Source organism: Rubneribacter sp., assembly GCF_965361815.1.
Genome location: NZ_CBDTNW010000003.1, coordinates 1 through 18,338, shown reverse-complemented (window position 1 = coordinate 18,338; position 18,338 = coordinate 1). Strand labels below are relative to the sequence as shown.

Below are 18,338 nucleotides of genomic sequence, written 5' to 3'. Positions count from 1 at the left end.
ACCTGTCGGTCAAAAAGCGGCTGGGGCAAAAGGCCGGCAACGAGTACGCTTCGAACCTGCTCACCATCGTGGTGGCGTTTTTGGGCGTCGTGTCGGCCCTCTGCATCGCGTTTCCCTCCGTGGCCATCTACACGCAAAGCTTCTACTCCGACCAAGGCGAGATGGCCACCTCGGTGTTCTTCTTCCAGTTCTTCGCCATCCAGATCGTGCTCTACGGGGCGACGGCCATCGTCTCGGGCCTGCTCAACGCCAACCGGGACTACCTGTGGTCCTCCATCGCCCCCGTCGCGAACAACGTGGTGGTCATAGCCACGTTCGCCCTGTACGCAGCCGTCGCGCCCAACGAACCGGAGCTGGCCCTGCACATCATCGCCATCGGCAACCCCCTGGGCGTGTTCGTTCAGCTGGCCATCCAGCTGCCCGCGCTCAAGCGCAACGGCATCCGCCTGCGTCCGCGCATCAACTTCCGCGACCCCGCGCTGCGCGAGACGCTGTCCATCGGCGTGCCGGCCGTGCTCGTGATGCTGTGCTCGCTTGCGGTGGTGTCCGTGCAGAACGCGGCCTCCTACAGCTTCGCGGACAACGGGCCCTCCACCCTGCTGTACGCCCGCCAGTGGTTCACGCTGCCCTACGCGTTTCTGGCCGTGCCCATCACCACCGCCATGTTCACCGAGCTGGCCGACATGCAGGCCGAAGGCGACGCAGACGGCGTGAAGCGCGGCATCGTGAGCGGAACCAACCAGATCCTGTTCTTCATGGTTCCCTTCGCCCTCTACCTCATGGTGTTCGCGTTGCCGCTGGTCACGCTTTACCACGCAGGAGCTTTCACCATGGAAAGCGTCTCGTCCATCGCCTCGTATTTGACGGTGCTCGCGTTCGCGCTGCCCGTGTACGGGGTGAACACCTACCTGCAGAAGATCTTCAGCAGCCTGCGCGCGATGGGCGTGTTCGCGGCGTTCAACTTCGTGGCGGGGGCGGCGCAGATCGCGCTCACCATGTTCGGCGCCGCCAATGTCGGACGCTTCCCCATCGAGGTCATCGCCGTGGCCGAGGTGCTGTTCTACGTGGTGGCCGATGCGTGCCTGTTCATCTACCTGCGCCGGCGCCTGGGTCGGCTGGGGCTGCGCTCCACCGTGCGGGCGCTTGCGTCGGGCGTGCTGTTCGGCGGGCTGGGAGCTGCGGCGGGCTGGGGCGTGCTGTTCGCGCTGGAGACGTTTATCGCGCCGCTCTCCGGTTCCATCTTGCAGGCGCTCGCCTACGTGGCGGCGGGTGGGCTGGTTTCGCTTGCCGTGACCTTCGGCCTCGCCATCAAACTCCACGTGCCCGAAGCCTCCTTCGTGGGCAACCTCATCGGCAAGCTTTGCAGCAAGCTGGGACGAGGATAGCGAAGCGCGCCTGACCCGCCAGCCGCCAGCACGGCTCTCTAAAAGAGTTGGGGGGATTTCCTCTCATTCAGCCATTTAAGCCGCCTCCCCTCGCCCATGAAACCGAGCGCCCCCAAACCGTCTTCGAAATGCCAGAGAACGAAGCGTGTGACCATGCCGAGGATAATGCCATCTTCGAGACGCACCACGCTCTAAAGTGGCATTATCGTCCTCTGTCATGTTCCCAAAATATCGGCACCTCTCACCTCAACCTCTTGACAATATAGCTTATAAGCTATATTTTGCATCCTAGGAAGGAGTTTTATGTGGAACATTGAGTACGAACCTATAGTTCCTTGGCTCGACAAGCAAGACAACACTACGGTCGCTTGCGTGTTTGCCGCCCTCGAGATGCTGCAGCGCGAGGGTCCAACGCTCGGAAGACCTCTGGTGGATACCATAAAAGGGTCGGCACTTAAGAACATGAAAGAACTGCGTCCTGCAAGTCCCGGCAATTCAGAAGTGCGGATACTTTTTGCATTCGACCCAGAACGCAACGCCATCATGCTGCTCGCAGGCGATAAATCAAAAGGCAAAAACAGCAAAGAAAAGTGGGTAGGTTGGTACAAGAAGGCAATTCCGCAGGCCGAAAAGATATACCAACGTCATTTGCAACGACGGGAGACAAATAATGGCAGATCTTAACGCATATATCACAAAGCGCGGCATATCCGAAGCCCAGATGGACGAGGCTCGCCAGCTCACTGCGGCAGCCATAGATGCTTACAATCTGCGTGAAGCTCGCAAAGCCGGGGGCATGACGCAGGTTGAAATTGCCGAAGCCATGGGAGTATCCCAAAACCGCGTCTCTCGTATGGAAAACGGCGACATGCAGGCTATGAGCCTGGGGGCTGTCCGCCGTTACGTGGAAGCCTTAGGCGGCACGCTCACACTTGTGGCCGATTTGCCAACCGGCAAGGTGAATCTGACGTAGGAGACATGCCTCTGCCCAATCACAACGAGCAGGCCGCAAAAGGCATCGCCCCCGATTACCCGAAGGCGATGCCCATACCCATACGCGATCTGCGGCTCACCTTAATCAACGGCTAATGCCAACCTTCCTTAATAATTCTTTCACAACACGCTTAACAACAGCCTTTACCCTCTCGCTCAATGGGCCTTTGACAAAACACTCCGCACACAATAGGCCAAATGGCAATTCATCAAGGTGAGACAAGAAATAGGATCTGTTTGGATTAGGCACGGGAGATTCAACTATGCACGCATTACCCGAAAATGCCTCATGCATCGTCTTTTGTTCCCAGAATACATGCGGCTTAATTTTTTCAAACAAGTCTTCACCGTGTGAGGTATTTAGCATCACCATCGATGTACCTAAATCTGTATTATTGCTTTTATCCGCCAGCTGTACGCCCCAAAAATCTGCAAGTGTAATGTCCGCAGTTCGCGCCGGGTTTCGAAATTCACAGCTATAGCAGCAGTCTCTCATGTAGAGGTTCTGCTCAATATAACCACGGATAAACAGGTCGTGATATTTGTCCTCTGAATACACCAAGCCGTTCTCAAATTCAACGCGCGTGCTAAAGCGTCTCCAACCATAAGCTTTATTCTTAAACCATACACGAGACACACGAGAGCCGAATCTGCGTTCAAGCCATGCAAGAAACGATGCGTATACTTTAGGGGAGTTTGTGCCCCTGCACACAAAGTTTACCAACATCAAGTTCTCAGTCTTGCCACCTAAGACTGACACTAAACCCGCACATTGGCACGGCGCTCCGCAAAACAGCACCCTCTCGCCTTCACTTATCCTCTTTTTTATTTCACGATAGCATTGCCCAATCTCACTCTGGGCGTATTTCGATTGTCTAAGACGCTCCAAGCCTTCCACCGAGTCAATCACGACATGCCTAACCACGTGCCGGTCATCGTATTCTGCGCCACATACCACCCCTCCTTCAGAAAGCCAAAAAAGGGCCAATTCGGAAAAAACTCCGCCCGACGTGCTCTCATATCGAATCGATTCATTAAGCGACCAGGCAGCATAGACGCTTTGAGGAACAGACTCCTCTTCGCAACTCGGAGAAAGAACCGGACAAGAGCGAGCGCATCTCCCACAAGTAATACACCGACCCCAATTCAACGATGGCCTGGGAAATCCCCCTTCATCACTCTCCATCCCAATGGCATCTGTCGGACAAAGGTTTGAGCATGCATAACAACCCGTGCAACGCGAATCTTCAAGATCAGCAATCGTGTTGGTCGTTCTCTTCATCACATCTCCCAACTTACCCCATCGCGAATCACCTTTGCCGGCACTCCCGCCACTAGGCACTTTTCGGGAACATCCTTTGCCACAACCGCCCCTGCAGCAACTACCGACCCCTTTCCTATATGCACCCCAGGAAGAATAGTCACCCCTGTTCCAATCCAAACATGATCACTAATAACTACTGGAGATTTTGTTCGCTTCCCATCTATGCAGTGGGCATTCCCGTCCATGATGACTAGGCCGTGCGAAATCGCGCAACCATCGCCAATCCGAATAGATTCATGGACCCTTATTCGGGCGTCAGCATTAATGAAGCTCTCCCCCATCTCAAAACATGCATCTTGGAAAATCAATATGTCAGACCCATACGAAATGAATGAATTATGCACGACCAATGACGAACCCGGCTCCATCCTTAGAATTGTACTGCGCCCGTTTCTTTTATAGCAATTCGTTCCCAATCCCAAGCGTCCCGAGATATCAACCCTAGCCTTTCTGCTCACCATCAGCTTCACATCCGACTCAATAATCAATAAACCACCTCGAAATATGCCTGGACGGAAAATTCGCGCTCTTATTCCCCTCAATACTGTCAGAGCTTTCCTCACGTTGTTCATAAGAGCTGTTCCTTATAGCTTGTCGAAATCGCAGTTATCCGGATCAAAGCGAACTCTCATGCCACAATCCATCGAGTCCAATATCTCCATCTCGCTTTCCGAAAGATGGAAATCGAATATCGATGCATTCTCTTTCATTCTTTGCGGCGATGAGGTCTTCGGGATGCTAACTACCCTATGCTGATAATTCCAGCGCAGTATGATTTGGGTTGGGTTTTTATTGTGCTTACGCGACACCCGCAATAATCTCTCATCATGAAAAAGCCTCGTATCCATTCGTGCAAATGGGGTATAGGCTTCGGGAACAATACCATTTGCTTTGCACCAGTCGGTAAGCTCTTTTTCCGCATACATCGGATGCCGCTCGAATTGATTTACCATAGGGACAATTTCGGCTGATTCCATCAAAGTTTCCAAATGGTGGATTTTGAAGTTTGCAACACCAATAGATCGGCAAATACCTTCGCGGTAGAACTCTTCGAGCATCTTCCAACTATCCGCAAACTTACCAGGATAAGGCCAATGCAATAAAATGAGATCAATAACACCTCGTTGCAATTTCACTCTACTGGCCTGAACCTCTTTGCGCACTTTTCCCTTACGCTGCGCGGCATTGCTGACTTTTGTAGTAACAAAACCCCTTTTCCCGAGGCTCAAACCTATACCAATTTCATTGCCGTAAACACTTGAAGTATCGAACAGCGTATAGCCCACTCGCTCAGCGGCCCTCACTGCGCGATATACCTCTCTTTTACCCATAGGATACGTGCCTAACCCGAGAACGGGAATGTCAATGTCATTAGCAAGTTTGAAGCACGGGATATCTATCGTTGTCATCACTTCCACCCATCACTTATAAGCCATTACCTTATATTTAATCAAACTGCGCTCGTTGGCCCCCATCACAAACAACCAAAGTGCAGCAAGATAGAGGAGAGTGAAAACAAAACCCCATAACAAAAACCACGGCCAACTATCTACGGGAACAATAACGGTCCCCGCAAAGCATGCAACCGTGACAACCGCCCCGGACAACACGACAGGAAAGCATGTTTTCCAGAATTGAAATATATTTAATCCAACGCATTTATGGTAATACCAATTCATAAAAACGCCCTTGCAGAGAGCCTCCCCCACGGCATACGCCAAAGCCGGAGCCCAATAGCCCACTATCGGAGACACTGCAACCGTAAAGGCCACGTTAAACAGCGCTGTAATCAGCATGGCGATACTGCGAGCTCTGTGCATGTTTTTCGCACGCTGAATTTCGATTCCAGTATTTTGCGTAAGCGATACCCCAAGAGGAAAAACCGTCAACAAAACGAGCCAGTATGCATCCGAGAAACCCGAACCAGCCCAGTGCCCAATGAAGAATTGACCAAGAACCGCAAAAGCGCCGTACGTCCAGCAAAACACCATCATTTGGAACTTTCCAGTTTTAGCCATAAGGCTCGACAGTTTGTGGTTATCGTTAGATGAGGCCACTATCTTGTTGATTTCGGGTATAAACACGTTTGATATGGCGGTAGAAAGGGAAATAAAAACGTTTCTGATCAGCACCGCAACTGCATACACGGCAGCAGCAGAAGCACCTGACAATGCACCTAACACAATATTTGGTACATTTTGATTTACGAGATCGCATATTTGATTTGCAAAGATCCACGAGCTAAACGCAGCAATCGATTTGAAGCACTCTCCATCGAAATGAAGCACATTAAAACGCATCTTGAGCCGGCGAACACAATACATGGCGTTAATGACGAAAAGCACCCCGTTAACTGCCATTTGAGCTGCGGCTACACCCACTACACCAAAACCAAGAACGAGCAGTACATACGCGACAAAAGGGGACGCAAGGGTAATCGCAAGCTGACGAGTTTGCTGAAACCGAAACTCTTCGTTGGCAAGCACATATGAGTCAAACACCGAATTAAAGAGAACGATAGCGATATTCGCCGCCATGAATGCCATTGCGATTTTTGCTATCACGATCTGCTCCGCAGTAAAGCCGGGCGAAAACACAAATTCCGCATTCGCAGCAAAGGAAAGACCAATTACAAGTGCTGCAGCGCTTACCACCGCATAGAGCACCAGATACACTCCATTGAGCCTTCGAACATCCTTCTCGCCGCCGTTAGACCTCTTTTTCACGTAAAACCGCACATATGACTGAGAAAACCCAAAAGAAAGCAACGTCAAGGAGAACACAAACGAACTGCATGCCTGGTAAACGCCATATTCCGCCTGTCCAACGAAAGAAAGCAGCATTGGCGTGTAGATGAGGTTGACAAGATTTTTGCTTATGATGTTCGCATAGCCAAGGACAACCCCAACGCGACGCTGACTAGTCATTCAGACACGTCTCCATGTAATCGAGTAGTATCTCGCGCTCATGTCTGATGGCTTCATTCACATCACTGTAATCTCCCGCACAGACAATATCAAAACTGGGGTGGTAATGTACCTTTTTTTCGATGGCCATCTTCTTGCTGAGTGTCTCTAGGCGCGAGGACATACCAGCCCCTCCCTCCCGATTCATTATGGTGAGAGGGGTGTGAAAGAGAATCGCAAAAACAGCTGCATGAAAAGAGTCGGTAACCACATGCGTCGCACTGTCGACGAGAGAGATAAACTCCGCAGGTCCAGCTGGCGGTTCGCAATCCCTTGCCTTATCCGAAAGCGAAATAATAGGAATTGCGCCTTTTCGCGTGACGGTGTCTGAAACTCCCTTCGCTGCAAGGCCTCTTTCACCCAGAAGATATTCGAATACATATGGTTCCTCTGGAGTCAAACGAGAATCGGCAACCTTGCGCCATTCCTGTGGTGACAGTGCCATTGTCGGGTCGCAAACAACTGCCGCCTCCCTGCCAGAAGACGCTTTGATGAGCTCTGCACCCCTATGCTCGCGCACGGAAAGATGCGAAAACCCTGACACTCCTTTCGCGAGCCTCCTCATTTGGCTTGCACTTAGCTTTGAAACACCTATACTGGGCGCAAGAGCTATCCTTTGCTCAGGGCGTGCGAAACGAAGATAATACCAATTGTCATTGTCCGACATCCTCCCCAGATTCCAAACCTGATCACTACCAACAGAGAAATAGTCGAAAGAATCCGAAAGCCCGTCATCGCATTCGCTGACAGACAAGAATTTGAGCTTACTATCAAACCTCTCAAACGCCGCAATTCTCTCGCTATCGCCTTTCGATTCCTCCAACGGCAAGCAGCGATGGGTGGTGCCCCTCAAAATGTCCAGCACTTTCCTGCTCATGGTTGGCTTACTGCGTCGGCATAGAGATACCACCTCGCAGCCGAACATTTCATACAGTTTTACGACAGCATAATTTTGCAATCGATTGCCATAATTTGTTTTTCCTTGAAGTGTGACAACGGCAACCTTCTTCCTAGCCTTTCCCTCACTCACAAGACGCTCCTCTTTCTACCGTCTGCTCTAACAACTCTTTATCCACAAGGGCCTTATCATCTGACAGCAGATACACGTATGCCAGATATACCCCCAAATAGGAAGCGGGCATCCCCTCCGTAACAACATGGCCACCAAGCGCCATGAAGCACACAACAATAAAGATGCCGAGAGCAAGATAGAGCGACTTCGACACTTTCGCTCTCTTCAGACTTCGAAGCGCTATAACAAATGGAACAGAGGTTATCAGCAGCCCCACGATACCCGACGCGAGCGCGATCTCGAAAAAGTCCATCTCTATCCCGCGGTATGTTCCCGCCGCATTCATTATTTCTGCCACGTCAAAGCTCAAAGCAGAAATCCCGCTACCAAAAACAAAAGTTATAGGATTGAAATCACCGACATAGCTCGAAAGCCCCGCCGCTAACAAGGTGTTCCTACCCGTCAACAAGTAGTCAACGAACGATCCACCTTGTTGTGCAAGCACGTATTGATAGCGCTGAAGCTGGAAATTCACCACTGACCACACAGTGTCTCGGTAAAGCCACAGAGCAATGCCCATACCCCCAACCAGCACCAAGAGCACAAGAATCCCCCTTGGTGTCAAACGGCTCAATTCATTCAATATGCAGGCACCAACAGCCACAACCGCAAAAACGATAGCGGACTTCGAACCAAGAAAAAACAGCGCTGACACAACAACGACAATCCACAGAGGCGATATCTGCTTCCTGAACGCCAAAAACATCGCGATGGCAAGAAGCAGGAGCAGCACCGCAGACATCGAATTCTTAGACAGGATAGTCCCTTCGTAGCCCGAATCAAACGTGCTCTGCTCGAGCAAACCCGCCATCGCCAATATAAGAAATGCGGGCGCAATAAACACTACGGACCATTTGAAGAACCGCTCCACGGTTGCTCTTTCAATCTTGCCCGCATCCCCAGCGCACTTTACTGCGAAAAAGGTCGAAACGTACAAAAGGAATTTTGCCCAATACGCCGCTGCATACGACATGCCGCTTATACCGAGCGACACCTCTCGCAAGACCAGAAGAGAAACAAACAGATAAATGAGAACGACAACTTGCGACTCCTTGCGTTTTCCACATTCAAACACAACAAAGAGGTTTATAACAAGGAAGCATGCCCTTACCACCTGTCCCAGAACCAGAGGAACCCCAGCAATACCAAGCAGCTCATTTGCAACATCTAGAAACACAGTTAAGAACAGCTCAATCTGCAGGAACTGCGCCACAATACCATTTTTGGCAATCCTGCCCCCCAACGCAACCCCCTGTCCTTTTGCAGTCATCGTACGCATTGCGCTATATACTCTTCGATCTGTCGACGCATATTCTCGGCCGTATACTTTTTTGCAGTCGAGACACACGCTGCGCGATATGCGTCTTTGCCTTTGCCTAAGCAACCTTCAACGGCTTTCGCGAATTGTTTTACATCTCTTCCTTCAACAATCGCGCCGGTGTTGTCATCAATTACCACATCAAGGTCACCCACACGCGTAGAAACAACGGGAACACCTGCCGCCATGCTCTCAAGCACCACCAACGACATCGCTTCGCTCTCGGAAGCAAGCACAAACACATCGGCAGTTTTCAACACTTGGGCAAGTTCTAACTTACTGAGATTTCCGAGAAAGCGAACGTCATCGGAGCATCCGAGCTCTGCCGCACACTCCCGAAGCTTCGGCTCGCACTCTCCTTCTCCCGCTATACAGAACTCGAGGCTGCTCATTCTTTTCTTCACCTCAGCAAAGACCTCTATCAGAAAATCGATATGTTTAACCTCACTCAGTCTGCTCACGGTGACAATCCGCTTTACGTCTCCATTTGACGAGGGACGTCCTTCGCTTACGCTTTCCATTAACACAGGGTCAACCGACGAATAAATCACTTCTGACTTTTTATCCCACCGAGAAACCCCGGAAACATTGAGCCGTCGGTAATACTCAGTCCTGCAGGCATTTGCTGCCCAGATAATTCCGCTCGCCCTATCAAACGCGCGCCGAATAATCCTGTTGTATCCACCAACAAAGAACTTACATCGAAGCAATGGAAATCTTGAGCGCGTTATCGTTATCAGGGGGTCGCCATGGACGTGGCAAATTACGGGAGAGCTTCCCAATGGCAAAGCGAGCACTGTTTCCGCACTGTGAATATAGATGGCGTCGTAGCTTCCGAAATTGATTTCGCGCAAATACCGTTTCACGCCCGCAACCAAACGGAAGCGCAATGGAAACTTCGTATCTTCTTTTGACTTATTGCACACATATACAGGCATCCATCTGTATTCGCGCCCCTGGATAACCTTGCGATTCCATGTCCCCTCTGTTTCGTCTCCATCAAAGCTAATTCCAACAAGGCTCAATTCAACAAGCCCCGCCCCCGGAACAGACAGCATGTTACGCAAAAGACTGACAACACCACCAAGCGGTTTATCCTGGTAGTCGCAATCTGCAATAACCAACGTCTTTATTGGCTTGCAAGGATGATTAACGGGGTTCATCCCAAGCCCCGTTCACCAATAGCGCCTCATGCTCCCGAATCTGCTCAGAGTCAAACCGGCACCCAATCTGCTTCGCCGGAACCCCTCCGACAATGCTGTACGGAGCTACATCGCGCGTGACGACGCTCCCAGCTGCCACGATCGAACCTCGACCCACTACAACGCCGGTCATCACAATCGACCCGAACCCGATCCAAACATCATCTTCCACGGTAATTCTTTGACTAAGTCCTTTGAAACGGTAGTCGGGATCGCCAATCTTAGGTGACTCTTTTATTGCTCTGCCAACAATACTGAAGTCATGGTCGTATCTACCAATAAGGCCAACATTGTTGGCAATCAGTACGTTATTACCAATCTTCGCGTCTGCCTGAACCGTGCAGTACTTCCCGATATAAGAATTGTCGCCAATGGTGATTCTATTCGGCGCCCAGAACACCGTACCGCGCCCGAATGTGAAACCCGAGCCTACATCTACCCGTTTGCCCAGCAGAAGTATTCTGCATCTCATCGACTTTAGTTTACGAATAATACTCATTGCTTTCTCCATACCATCTTGTCCACGATGCCCGTATAGGACTGGATGATCTTAATCACCTTGGTGGACACGCTCTCCGTGGCGTAGTCAGGCACGGGTGCCTCTGGTAGGCTACCTTCCGCATCGAGTGCGACAGCAACCGCCACCGCCTGCAGAAGACCTCGCTTCGAGATGCCCGCCAGTGTGAAGCAGGCACGGTCGAGCGCCTCGGGGCGCTCCGTACTCGTTCGAATGCAAACCGCCGGAAAGGGGCGATCGATTGATGCGAAAAAAGAGCTCTCCTCGGGAAGCGTCCCCGAGTCGGACACCACGCAGAAGGCGTTCGACTGCAGCTTGTTGTAGTCGTGAAAACCCATGGGTTCATGCATGCGAACGAGCGGATGTAACTCGAAGCCCGTCTCCCCGAGCCGCTTGCGGGAGCGTGGATGGCAGCTGTAGAGGATGGGTATGCCGTAACGCTCGGCCAACGCGTTAATCGCTCCGAACAAGTTCAGGAAGTTCTCCGTCATGTCGATATTCTCTTCACGGTGAGCTGACAGGAGGAAGTAACCCTTGCGCACAAGCCCCTCACGCTCCAACACATTGGAATCGTCGATGGAGGTGAGGTTGGCCGAGAGCACCTCGGCCATGGGGCTGCCTGTGACGTAGGTGCGCTCGGGCGCGCAGCCGGTATCTTTCAGGTAGCGCCGCGCGTGTTCGGAGTAGGCCAGATTCACATCCGATATCACATCCACTATGCGACGATTAGTCTCCTCGGGCAGGCACTCGTCCTTGCAGCGATTACCCGCTTCCATGTGGAAGATCGGCACGTGCAGACGCTTGGCGGGAATGGCAGAGAGGCAGCTGTTGGTGTCGCCGAGTACAAGCAGGGCGTCGGGCCTCACCTGCGCCATGAGTTTGTAGGAGCGGTCGATGATGTTGCCGATGCTCTCGCCGAGATCGCTTCCCGCGCAGTCCAGATAAACATCAGGATCGTCCAACCCCAGATCGCGGAAGAAGATGCCGTTCAGAGTATAGTCCCAGTTCTGGCCCGTGTGTGCTAGCAGGCAGTCGAAATGACGGCGGCATTTCTTGATGACCTCAGACAAGCGGATGATTTCCGGACGAGTTCCCACAACGATCAGGAGCTTAAGGCGTCCATCATTTTTGAAAACTGCGTCAAAGTAGCCGGCTTTCACCTTCGTTACACCTCCTCGAAGAATGTATCGGGATTCTCGGAGTCGAAAGGCTCATTCGCCCATATGAGAGTGATAAGCTCTTCTGTTTTAGAAAGGTTCACGAGTGAGTGCGTGTGCCCTGGCGGGGTCTCCACCACGGTCGGCTTCTTGCCCGAAATACGATACTCATCCACTGGATAAGGGTTGCCGCTGCCGTCAAGACCAACCCTACGCATCCTCACAAGCGCCTCGCCAGAGACCACCAGAAAGCGCTCCCACTTGGAGTGATGCCAGTGATTGCCCTTGGTCACGCCGGGTCTGGAAACGTTCACCGACATCTGGCCTCGATCCAGCGTGCGAAGGAACTCCGTAAACGAACCACGATCGTCGGTGTTTGTCTTGAGTGGATAGGCGCAAGCACCCGTGCTGTAGTAGCTCTGGAAAGCCGACCAGAGCTTTTTGGAAAAGGAACCGTCTGCCAGGCAGGGGACTCCTAGGGTTTCTCGACTCACACTGAAAGACTCCAGGAGTTCCACGATTTCACCGAGAGTCGCACGGTCCGTGGGTGAAACACAGCAGTAGCGCCCATGTTCGACAGAAACTGCCTTCATGCCATCGTATTCGCAGCGATGTTCCTTGCCAAGCAAGGCCGAGAGCATCTCCTCGACCAGATCGTCAATATAGAGCAACTCAAGTTCGACGGAAGGGTCGGACACCTCGTAGGGGTGCCCGTTGGCGACGGCGTCGCAGAAGGTGGCCACCGCCGAGTTGTAGTTCGGGCGACACCATTTGCCGTAGACGTTAGGAAAGCGGTAGACGAGGACGGGAGCACCCGTGCGCTCCGCGTGCGCGAAGAAGAGCTCCTCACCAGCGCGCTTGGACTCACCGTAGGCGCTGCCAACGTAGCGACCCTCGAGTGATGCCTGGGCCGAGGACGCGAGCATGACCGGGCAGCGGTTACCATGTTGCTCAAGAAGCCCCAGCAGTTCCTCGCCGAACCCTGCGTTGCCTCGCATGAAGTCAGCGGGGTTCTCTGGACGGTTCACCCCCGCCATGTTGAACACAAAGTCAGCTTGTGCGCAAAAAAGCGAGAGTTCCTCGCGCGAGGTATCTACGTCGCACTCGTAGACGGTGAGAGGCAGAAGCGACTTAAAGCGCCCTCTCCTGTCCTTGCCGTCCCGAATGGCCCTGAGAGACTCAACGAGGTTGCGCCCTATAAAGCCCTTTGCTCCCGTGACCAGAACCCTCATCACTGCACCGCCTCCTCTTCGCGCCCCTCGAGGGCCAGCTGCACATACTCGGCAGTCTTGATCTTCTCGACCGTGCCCGCTGCGTCGAGCCTCTCGGTATTGTGAGAGGTGTAAGGCTCGTCCGCCTGGGTGCGCACCTCACCGTCAACCACGAACTTGTCGTAATTGAGGTCACGCGAGTCGCAGGACACACGGAAGTAGTCGCCCATATCCTCGGCGCGCAGGCGCTCCTCGCGGGTCATGAGCGTCTCGTAGAGTTTCTCGCCATGACGGGTGCCGATGACCTGGACGCCGGTGCGCCCAAAGAGTTCTTGGACCGCCTCGGCCAGGTCACCTATCGTGGAGGCCGGGGCCTTCTGGATGAACAGGTCGCCAGGATTGGCGTGCTCGAAGGCAAACTTGACCAGATCCACCGCCTCGTCGAGGTTCATAAGGAAACGGGTCATGGCCGGATCGGTTACCGTGAGAGGCTCTCCCCTGCGGATACGATCGATGAACAGCGGGATGACGCTACCTCGAGAGCACATGACGTTGCCGTAGCGGGTACAACAGATGGTCGTACGCCTGGCACCGTTGCGGGCGTTGGCGTAGATGATCGACTCCATCATGGCCTTGGACTTACCCATAGCGTTGATGGGATAGGCCGCTTTATCGGTAGACAGGCACACCACCCGCTCAACGCCCGCTTCAATCGCGGCGTGCAACACGTTGTCAGTGCCCATGACGTTGGTGCGCACGGCCTCCATGGGGAAGAATTCGCAGGAAGGAACCTGCTTCAGGGCTGCGGCGTGGAACACGTAGTCGACTCCCTGCATGGCGTCCCGGACGCTCTGGAGGTTGCGGACGTCGCCGATGAAGAAGTGCACCTTGCCGGCGTGGCCGGGCCACTTCTCCTGTAGACTGTGGCGCATGTCATCCTGCTTCTTCTCGTCGCGGGAGAACACGCGAATCTCCTCTACGTCCGTCTCCAGGAAGTGCTTAAGTACGGTGTTGCCGAAACTTCCCGTGCCGCCGGTTATCATGAGAGTCCCGCCAGTGAATGCGCTCATCGGCGCGCCTCCTTCCGCTTCGCGCCCGTGATCTGGTACGCGATAAACTTCGTGTTGGTAACCGCATATCTTCTGAAAAGCCGCCTCGGCTCCTGGAGGAACCGGAAGAGCCACTCCAGCCCCGCCCTCTGCATCCATCCAGGCGCTTCGGGAACCACGCCGGCGAGCACGTTGAACGCCCCGCCCACTCCTACCATGAGGGCGGGCACGCGCCCCCTCAGCTCATGGCAGAACACCTCCTGGCGGGGGGCTCCCAACGCCACCCAGAGGAAGTCGGCGCCCGACTCCGCGATGCGCTCGACAAGCCCGCCTTTCTCCTCGTCGGAGAGCGGCCGGAAAACCGACGGTTCCATACCGGCGATACGGAGGCCCGGATACTCCTCAAATAAAAAAGCCTCCAACTTTTCGAGAGTCCGGCGGCAGTCGCCGTAAAAGTAGTGCGACCATCCCCGCTCCGCAGATGCGGCAAACACCTCTCGCATCAGGTCAGGACCAGTAACGCGATCCATAGAAGGTGCCTGCTTGCGCCCGACGACTGACAGCGGCTTGCCGTCGGGAACAGACATGATCGACTCGGCCTGCACTCGCCAGTACGCAGGGTCATCGTGCGCCATAACACAAGTATGGGCGTTTGACACACAGACGTACTCACCCTTGGCAAACTCGAGGTTCTCGCAGATGAAGGCTAAGCAGTCCCGCATATTCGTCGCGGTGATCGGCACCCCAATAACGTCAACCCGGGGAGGCGCAGCGAAGTCAGACATCAGTACGCCCCCTTGCCGCCGAACATCGCCCGAATCGTATTGAAGACCAACCCCAGATCGTACAAGGGAGAGCTCTTCTTGATGTAGTCGAGGTCAAGATCCACCATCTCATCGAACGTGGAATCGCTGCGATCACCCGCCTGCCACGCCCCGCCGCAACCGGGTTTAACAGTCAGCCGGCGCTTGGCGCGCCCGTCATATTGGACAACCTCCGACGGAAGGCCGGGCCTCGGACCGATGAGAGACATGTCGCCTTTAAGCACGTTGAGCAACTGACCAAGTTCGTCGATCGAATGACGCCGGATGAAGGAACCGACGCCAGGGATGATGCGCGGGTCGTCCTTGATCTTAAAGAGGGGACCATCAGCTTCGTTGGAGGACCGGAGGTCGGCTAGCATCTCATCAGCATTGGGAACCATGCTTCTGAACTTCCACATACGAAAGGGACGGTAGGTTCCGTCTTTTCTTACGCGTCCTATCCTCCACTGGGAGTAGAGAGGACCGGCTCCAGGGGACTTCACACAGATGATGGTGCAGAGAACGACTCCGGGGATAAGAAGGAGTACTACAGCGATTCCACTCGCCATTAAGTCAAAGATACGCTTGACTGCGCGGTAGCCTCGACGTGAGAGCTCAGGGCGTATGCTGGAGATTTCGCCTTCTAGCAGGTGCAGGGCTTCGGCATCCGTAAGGTAGTCCGAAGAATCCCATGATTTTGCTCCAAAAGGAGTAGGAGTCTCTGGCTTTTTCGCTTCGGCTGACTCTTCATACACAGGTATCTCTAGCTCAGAAAGCGCCGGGTCAATAGGTTTGTCTTCAGTTGTCAGGTCGTGCGCATCCACGTTTGTTTGGTGAGTGTTTGAGAGAAGCTCTCTCTTTACACCTTTCTTTTCTCATGAGGTTAAGTCCTAGCTTTGCCTCTACGGTTCTGCCGCATAGCTCAAACTTGAGATAAGCTATGCGGCGTCTGCGGTCTATCTTGGTAACAAGCGCTTCTTGCCCAATAAGAGGACCGCTCGTGATAACCACACGCCCCTTTTCTATGAATCCCTCGCTCATTTCTACGGTGCGATTCTCTCTTTGGGTAAAAGCGCTAATCCAAGAAACCTCTTGATCGGATAAGGGCGTAAAGGTCTCTCCGGCACCTACCAGGCGGGCAAAGCGTGGAGAGTGACTGAGTGCAGCTATGACCGCATCAAGGTCTTGCGGATGACATATCGCAATCACATACCCAGGAAGAAGTGGCTCGCGTCCTTCAACAAGCTCTCCTTTTTGTTTGGTCAAGGTTGCCCGCTTAGGACTAAAGAGCTCTTCAAACACACCTCCAAGTCCCTTTGCTTGGGCGGTATGCAAGATAACCTCACACGCAGTATCTTCTCTTTCGGTTTCTACCTGTATGGCATACCACTTGCTCAACGTAGGTACGTTTCCTTCTCGTAAGGCTTTTGGGTTAAGCTTCGCCATCACTCTTGCAAGAAGAGCGATGCGTATTCGCAACAAGCGAGGTATTCATTTCATGTCGCTTGTACGACTCCTAAGCGTAGGCTCGCTTTACACGACATGATGTGGGGGCGTGGTTTGCGTAACTGCTAGTCTTTTTTGGGTACCGCGAGCGCGACACGCAAAAGAAACTGCGAGTCGGTGTTTCCAAGTCCTACCCATGCCATAGATTTGTGGCGGTCAACCTTTTTTACCCGTGCTTCGCTTCCCTGCAAAGGTCCATGCTCTACCGTGAGTTTTCCTGCGTGGATAACGCCTTCGCTTGCTCTCAGGACATGACTTCCATCCAAAGAGCGCTCAAGCCACCTCTGCACCTCTGCCTCTATGGGCAAAAGCGTGCGTCCTCGCTTTCCCGCAAGGACCACAGGAAAAGACAGATGCGAAAGCTCTTGCATGAGTGCTCGGGGATGAGCGGAAGCAAGTACCACATACCCCGTAAACATCACGCGCTCTGCCTTCAACCACACACCGCGGCGCTTCATAAGCATCTCCCATTTAGGACAAAATGCTTCTGTAAGCACAGCAGGAGATAAGGCGGATGCAAGTTTGGTTGCTAAAGCGTCCTCTCTCCCCTCTCCAGCATATGCAACATACCAGCGCAGGGTTTGGTCTGAGGAGGTGTGAGGGCACGAGGACAACAAGGGTTTTGGCATATGTGGCATACACGTGCTTGTTTTGTCCATGGTATGTCTCACCTCCCCGTATATGTTTTTGAGACGAGGTGAGGTGTGCCAAGATGCACGAGGGACAAAAAGCAGACTTTTTGGGGGACCTGTGGGAAAATCCTTTCGGTTTGAAAAACTGCAGGTCGTGTTTTGGGATACGTGGGTTAAGGCGAGATTTGAGAGTGCGACAAAAAGTCTACGTTTTGACGCACCCTACACGGGATTTATGCGCGTTTTATAGGTGCCTTGACCGCCCCCCCCCCCCGGAACAGGCCGTTTGCCGGAGGATATGCGAAGACTGCTTGTCGATTGAGGATTGAGGGGAGGGAGGGTAACAGAAGACACGCAGCGCGCAGTTCCCGCCCGAATACGCAAGGTCTCAAGACCGTCTAAAACGACGCACCCAAAAGAAACCGGGAACAGCAGGCAGCCAGCCGATTGTTGCATCGTTGCGTTGATGCCATGCAAACGAAAACGCAACAACAGAGTTGCCTTGTCGCAATGACTGAACGGAACTATTCAGTCATTGAACATTTCCGTTCAGCATAGGTGCGCTCCATGCGACAACCGGAGCCAGCGTTGCACTGCGCGGCTTGACGGCAAACCCAAATCACGCAGCAGATCTGGGCATCGGTGCTCCTATGCCACCTGCGTCTTGGGCGCCAACTTCTCACTCGACTCGCCGAAGAACACCTCGTACCAGGTAAGGAAGCAGTAGATGTTCCAAATGCGCATCATCTTGAGCTTTCCGCGGCCCTCCACGGTGCTGAAGTCGGCCGACTTGTGGTCGTCGAGCATTTGCACAAGGTAGTCCACGTTGAAGAACTCGTGCGCGGCCTCGCTCGTAAACGCTTGCTTGATGCGGTCGTAATACAGGTCGGTCTGCAGCCACACAGTGAGCGGCGTGATGAACGGCTGCTTGGGCATATGCGCCACCTTTTTCTGGAACCCGAGCTTGCTCGCAGCCACGCGCAGGGCGTACTTGGCGTGCTCGTCGGTCACGCGGCACGCGGTGGGCAGCTGCAACGCCACATCGAGCACCTTCTTGTCCAAAAACGGCACGCGCAGCTCCAGCGACTGCGACATGGACATCTTGTCGGCTTTCAAGCAGATGTCGAAGGGCATGTAGCTCACCATGTCCACGTACTGCGTCTGCGTGATGACGTCGAGGTCCTGCTTCGCCGCTTCGTCGAA

At 53.4% G+C, this 18,338-nt stretch carries 19 protein-coding genes; 3 read left to right on the top strand and 16 right to left on the bottom strand.

Annotated elements, in window-relative coordinates; translation table 11 throughout:
• The 3 genes from murJ to ACWKY3_RS00150 form a co-directional block, all read left to right on the top strand.
• The coding region (gene murJ / locus ACWKY3_RS00160; RefSeq protein ID WP_449314397.1) for a murein biosynthesis integral membrane protein MurJ at positions 1-1,385 on the top strand (1,385 nt) is incomplete at its 5' end.
• A 303-nt stretch (positions 1,386-1,688) separates the two neighbouring features.
• Positions 1,689-2,069 carry a type II toxin-antitoxin system RelE/ParE family toxin gene (locus ACWKY3_RS00155; protein ID WP_449314396.1) on the top strand — a complete coding sequence of 127 codons (381 nt, stop codon included), beginning with the start codon at positions 1,689-1,691 and terminating at the stop codon, positions 2,067-2,069.
• Positions 2,056-2,358: a helix-turn-helix domain-containing protein gene (locus ACWKY3_RS00150; protein WP_449314395.1), complete on the top strand. Its 303-nt coding sequence runs from the start codon at positions 2,056-2,058 to the stop codon at positions 2,356-2,358. Before ACWKY3_RS00155 ends, ACWKY3_RS00150 begins: the two co-directional genes overlap by 14 nt.
• Positions 2,359-2,463: 105 nt before the next feature.
• Here the strand turns inward: ACWKY3_RS00150 and ACWKY3_RS00145 are convergent, their stop codons facing one another.
• The 16 genes from ACWKY3_RS00145 to ACWKY3_RS00070 form a co-directional block, all read right to left on the bottom strand.
• A complete protein-coding gene (locus ACWKY3_RS00145) occupies positions 2,464-3,660 on the bottom strand; it encodes a Coenzyme F420 hydrogenase/dehydrogenase, beta subunit C-terminal domain (RefSeq protein ID WP_449314394.1) in 1,197 nt (398 codons plus the stop codon).
• Positions 3,660-4,274, bottom strand: a complete 615-nt coding sequence (locus ACWKY3_RS00140) for an acyltransferase (protein ID WP_449314393.1) — start codon at positions 4,272-4,274, stop codon at positions 3,660-3,662. Before ACWKY3_RS00140 ends, ACWKY3_RS00145 begins: the two co-directional genes overlap by 1 nt.
• 12 nt (positions 4,275-4,286) lie before the next feature.
• On the bottom strand, positions 4,287-5,111 hold the full coding sequence (locus ACWKY3_RS00135; protein ID WP_449314398.1) for an aldo/keto reductase: 825 nt from the start codon (positions 5,109-5,111) through the stop codon (positions 4,287-4,289).
• Positions 5,112-5,123: 12 nt separating this feature from the next.
• Positions 5,124-6,629, bottom strand: coding sequence for a lipopolysaccharide biosynthesis protein (locus tag ACWKY3_RS00130; RefSeq protein WP_449314392.1), 1,506 nt, complete (start codon positions 6,627-6,629; stop codon positions 5,124-5,126).
• A complete protein-coding gene (locus ACWKY3_RS00125) occupies positions 6,622-7,698 on the bottom strand; it encodes a polysaccharide pyruvyl transferase family protein (protein WP_449314391.1) in 1,077 nt (358 codons plus the stop codon). The genes ACWKY3_RS00130 and ACWKY3_RS00125 overlap by 8 nt, the downstream gene beginning before the upstream one ends.
• Positions 7,691-9,019 carry a hypothetical protein gene (locus tag ACWKY3_RS00120; RefSeq protein ID WP_449314390.1) on the bottom strand — a complete coding sequence of 443 codons (1,329 nt, stop codon included), beginning with the start codon at positions 9,017-9,019 and terminating at the stop codon, positions 7,691-7,693. Before ACWKY3_RS00120 ends, ACWKY3_RS00125 begins: the two co-directional genes overlap by 8 nt.
• Entirely contained in the window at positions 9,007-10,221 is a 1,215-nt protein-coding gene (locus ACWKY3_RS00115) for a glycosyltransferase family 4 protein (RefSeq protein WP_449314389.1), read from the bottom strand. Before ACWKY3_RS00115 ends, ACWKY3_RS00120 begins: the two co-directional genes overlap by 13 nt.
• A complete protein-coding gene (locus ACWKY3_RS00110) occupies positions 10,208-10,771 on the bottom strand; it encodes a CatB-related O-acetyltransferase (protein WP_449314388.1) in 564 nt (187 codons plus the stop codon). The genes ACWKY3_RS00115 and ACWKY3_RS00110 overlap by 14 nt, the downstream gene beginning before the upstream one ends.
• Positions 10,756-11,937, bottom strand: a complete 1,182-nt coding sequence (locus ACWKY3_RS00105; protein ID WP_449314387.1) for a UDP-N-acetyl glucosamine 2-epimerase — start codon at positions 11,935-11,937, stop codon at positions 10,756-10,758. Before ACWKY3_RS00105 ends, ACWKY3_RS00110 begins: the two co-directional genes overlap by 16 nt.
• 5 nt (positions 11,938-11,942) lie before the next feature.
• A complete protein-coding gene (locus ACWKY3_RS00100) occupies positions 11,943-13,166 on the bottom strand; it encodes a polysaccharide biosynthesis C-terminal domain-containing protein (RefSeq protein WP_449314386.1) in 1,224 nt (407 codons plus the stop codon).
• Positions 13,166-14,215 carry a polysaccharide biosynthesis protein gene (locus ACWKY3_RS00095; protein ID WP_449314385.1) on the bottom strand — a complete coding sequence of 350 codons (1,050 nt, stop codon included), beginning with the start codon at positions 14,213-14,215 and terminating at the stop codon, positions 13,166-13,168. Before ACWKY3_RS00095 ends, ACWKY3_RS00100 begins: the two co-directional genes overlap by 1 nt.
• A complete protein-coding gene (locus ACWKY3_RS00090) occupies positions 14,212-14,979 on the bottom strand; it encodes a WecB/TagA/CpsF family glycosyltransferase (RefSeq protein ID WP_449314384.1) in 768 nt (255 codons plus the stop codon). The genes ACWKY3_RS00095 and ACWKY3_RS00090 overlap by 4 nt, the downstream gene beginning before the upstream one ends.
• Entirely contained in the window at positions 14,979-15,821 is an 843-nt protein-coding gene (locus ACWKY3_RS00085) for a sugar transferase (RefSeq protein ID WP_449314383.1), read from the bottom strand. Before ACWKY3_RS00085 ends, ACWKY3_RS00090 begins: the two co-directional genes overlap by 1 nt.
• On the bottom strand, positions 15,796-16,395 hold the full coding sequence (locus tag ACWKY3_RS00080) for a transcription termination/antitermination NusG family protein (protein ID WP_449314382.1): 600 nt from the start codon (positions 16,393-16,395) through the stop codon (positions 15,796-15,798). The genes ACWKY3_RS00085 and ACWKY3_RS00080 overlap by 26 nt, the downstream gene beginning before the upstream one ends.
• Positions 16,396-16,568: 173 nt before the next feature.
• The gene (locus tag ACWKY3_RS00075) at positions 16,569-17,162 is read right to left on the bottom strand and encodes a hypothetical protein (protein WP_449314381.1); all 594 of its coding nucleotides are present in this window, start codon (positions 17,160-17,162) and stop codon (positions 16,569-16,571) included.
• A 621-nt stretch (positions 17,163-17,783) separates the two neighbouring features.
• Positions 17,784-18,338: asparagine synthase-related protein (locus tag ACWKY3_RS00070; RefSeq protein ID WP_449314380.1), on the bottom strand; the 555-nt coding region annotated here is incomplete at its 5' end.

What these genes read in the sequence shown, in the direction of transcription:
- ACWKY3_RS00155 (WP_449314396.1), top strand. Translation starts at nt 1,689, where the DNA reads ATGTGGAACATTGAGTACGAACCTATAGTTCCTTGGCTCGACAAGCAA.
- ACWKY3_RS00150 (WP_449314395.1), top strand. Translation starts at nt 2,056, where the DNA reads ATGGCAGATCTTAACGCATATATCACAAAGCGCGGCATATCCGAAGCC.
- ACWKY3_RS00145 (WP_449314394.1), bottom strand. Translation starts at nt 3,660, where the DNA reads ATGAAGAGAACGACCAACACGATTGCTGATCTTGAAGATTCGCGTTGC.
- ACWKY3_RS00140 (WP_449314393.1), bottom strand. Translation starts at nt 4,274, where the DNA reads ATGAACAACGTGAGGAAAGCTCTGACAGTATTGAGGGGAATAAGAGCG.
- ACWKY3_RS00135 (WP_449314398.1), bottom strand. Translation starts at nt 5,111, where the DNA reads ATGACAACGATAGATATCCCGTGCTTCAAACTTGCTAATGACATTGAC.
- ACWKY3_RS00130 (WP_449314392.1), bottom strand. Translation starts at nt 6,629, where the DNA reads ATGACTAGTCAGCGTCGCGTTGGGGTTGTCCTTGGCTATGCGAACATC.
- ACWKY3_RS00120 (WP_449314390.1), bottom strand. Translation starts at nt 9,019, where the DNA reads ATGCGTACGATGACTGCAAAAGGACAGGGGGTTGCGTTGGGGGGCAGG.
- ACWKY3_RS00115 (WP_449314389.1), bottom strand. Translation starts at nt 10,221, where the DNA reads ATGAACCCCGTTAATCATCCTTGCAAGCCAATAAAGACGTTGGTTATT.
- ACWKY3_RS00110 (WP_449314388.1), bottom strand. Translation starts at nt 10,771, where the DNA reads ATGGAGAAAGCAATGAGTATTATTCGTAAACTAAAGTCGATGAGATGC.
- ACWKY3_RS00100 (WP_449314386.1), bottom strand. Translation starts at nt 13,166, where the DNA reads ATGAGGGTTCTGGTCACGGGAGCAAAGGGCTTTATAGGGCGCAACCTC.
- ACWKY3_RS00095 (WP_449314385.1), bottom strand. Translation starts at nt 14,215, where the DNA reads ATGAGCGCATTCACTGGCGGGACTCTCATGATAACCGGCGGCACGGGA.
- ACWKY3_RS00090 (WP_449314384.1), bottom strand. Translation starts at nt 14,979, where the DNA reads ATGTCTGACTTCGCTGCGCCTCCCCGGGTTGACGTTATTGGGGTGCCG.
- ACWKY3_RS00075 (WP_449314381.1), bottom strand. Translation starts at nt 17,162, where the DNA reads ATGGACAAAACAAGCACGTGTATGCCACATATGCCAAAACCCTTGTTG.